The sequence below is a fragment of the Thomasclavelia sp. genome, from assembly GCF_047249845.1.
Taxonomy (GTDB): Bacteria; Bacillota_I; Bacilli_A; order Erysipelotrichales; family Coprobacillaceae; genus Thomasclavelia.
Genome location: NZ_JBKTWO010000125.1, coordinates 1 through 2384 on the forward strand (window position 1 = coordinate 1; position 2384 = coordinate 2384).

At 24.1% G+C, this 2384-nt stretch carries 1 protein-coding gene and 1 pseudogene; both read right to left on the reverse strand.

What is annotated here, in order from left to right; genetic code table 11:
- Positions 1-2168, reverse strand: a 2168-nt coding sequence (locus ACLR9T_RS13875) for an ABC transporter permease (protein WP_413110079.1), incomplete at its 3' end; no start/stop codon positions are given.
- Positions 2165-2384, reverse strand: a pseudogene (locus ACLR9T_RS13880) (ABC transporter ATP-binding protein); the annotation flags it as partial. The gene ACLR9T_RS13875 and the pseudogene ACLR9T_RS13880, both read right to left, overlap by 4 nt.

The window sequence follows — 2384 nt, forward strand, 5'->3', positions numbered from 1 at the left end:
ATATTAAGCATTGTAAAGAAAATCATTATACAGACAAACCCATAAATGAAAATTTCTATAATTAAGAAGATTTGACGATCTTGTATAAAATTTTGAGTATGATCTTCAATATTATATCCTAAATCTTCTAATTCTTTTGATAATTCAACATGCTGCTGAGATGCAATAAATACTCTCAAAGAACTATAATAATCCAAATTTTGTTGAAATACATAATCAGTAGAAACAATCATATACAAACTTCCTTGACTATCAATTCCATACAATGATTTATATTTATCATTATCAATGAATGCATATGATGTTAATGGTTCTAGTTGCAATCTTTCTATTTTTTCTTCTTCACCCCGTTGATTATAAGTCACATTCTCAAAATAGATTGGTGATTTTATGAAAAGATTATCCTCCTTTATAAAGCGCTCTTGATAATGAGAAGTCTTGTTATCAGCATTATCATAATCTGTAAAATGACCATTATAAACTAATGCCAAATCATTTCTATATTTGATGCCATTTAATTCACATAACTCTTTCCTTTTATTCTCACTCATTCCAATAAAAACAACATTATATTCATCTGTTTTTTGATTATAAACATGATTATTATTAGGTATTTTTAAGTATTTCTTATCAAGTTTCATTTTCACTGGAATATCTCCACTTATACTATAAAAATCATCAACTTTATCATGCGTACTTAATAATTTTGTAATCTCAGGAACTTGATTACCATTAATATACATTTCTATATCATATAAATGAAAAGGATTAGCATTATTTGATACTTTCATTAATCTTTGACCAAAACTAAATATTGAAATAAAAGCAACCATAGAAATAACTAATGATAAGACAATGACTTTTGAACGTCTTCCCTGTCGCTTATAATTCTTAACTGCCAACTGTTGAGAAATATTTAAAAATCTTTTAGAAAAAGAACTTGTTTTTAACTTATATTTTTTAACTTTAATTTCATCATTTTTCTTTAATGCATCAATGACTGAGATTTTAGATATTTTTCTAGCTGGTAAATAAAGCGAAATAAAGATTGTTAATAATGATAATAAAATAACAATGAATAAATAAAATATTGATATTTGAGCATGAATTTCAACACCCATAATTTGAATAGCATCTAATTTATTAATGAAGAAGAATGTTACTGTCATTCCAATATAACTTATAAAAATACCTAAAGGTATAGAGATTAAAGATAAAATAGCGCCCTCAAAAGAAACAGATCTTTTCTTTTGCTTTGCTGTTGCGCCATCACTTGATAACATTCCTAAATATTGGATTCTATCATGAGTTGTAAGATTAAAAGCTTGATAAATAATAAAGAATGAAATAAATATAATAACAAATAATAATATCGCGACCATATTATAAAGTGTTAAAAATGCTGATTGAGAATTTTCTTCAAAGATATCCTGAATCCCTAAATATTGTGAATTATAGAATATATTATTAAAATCACTTGTTTGATTTAACATTTCATTAATTTCATGATTTAATTTTTCACAATGTTTAAAAATATTTGTTGATAAATCCTTATCAATAACATACATAGTATAATATAATTGCGGATCATTTAAATCAATATAACTTAAAGCATTAAATGATTTTTTATAATAAGATTGTGCTTCATAATCATTAATGAGACCAACAATCAAATATGTTTTTAATTTTCCAGTGTCATCTTCTTTTAAACTTATTGTATCACCCATATTCTTTTGAATATGGTTATTAATTAAATACTTTTGTGAAATAGCAATCTCTTTATGATTATTTGGTAATCTTCCTTTAATTAACAAATCATCGAAGTTTTCATTTTCAAAATAAGTATAATCTCCTTGTTTTAAATTTAATGATACATCATTTTTTTTATCATCAACAGAATAAAATGATGTACTAGAAAAATAATACTCTTTGACTTCTGGATCATTTTTTATGATTTGAATAATATCTTTATTATTATTGACAATAGTATAATGATGATATCCTGAAGTATGTTCAATATATTGTTTATAAAATTGTTTACCAGAATATAATGAAATTCCTATACAACATATCATAATCACTGAAACAGATATACATAAAATTGTTAAGATGGTTCTTTTCTTATTTTGTTGAAGATATCTTAATGTTAATTTATTCATAATTTTCATTTATGAAGAACCTCATCTTTTTTTATTTGACCATCTTCAATAACAATAATTCTATCTGCTTGCATAGCTATTCTTTCATCATGAGTAATCATAATTAATGTCTGCTTATATTTACGTTGTGTTAATTTTAATAAATCGACTATTTCTCGACTATTTTTAGAATCAAGATTCCCTGTATGTTCATCTGCCAATACAATAGATGGTGCATTCATCAAA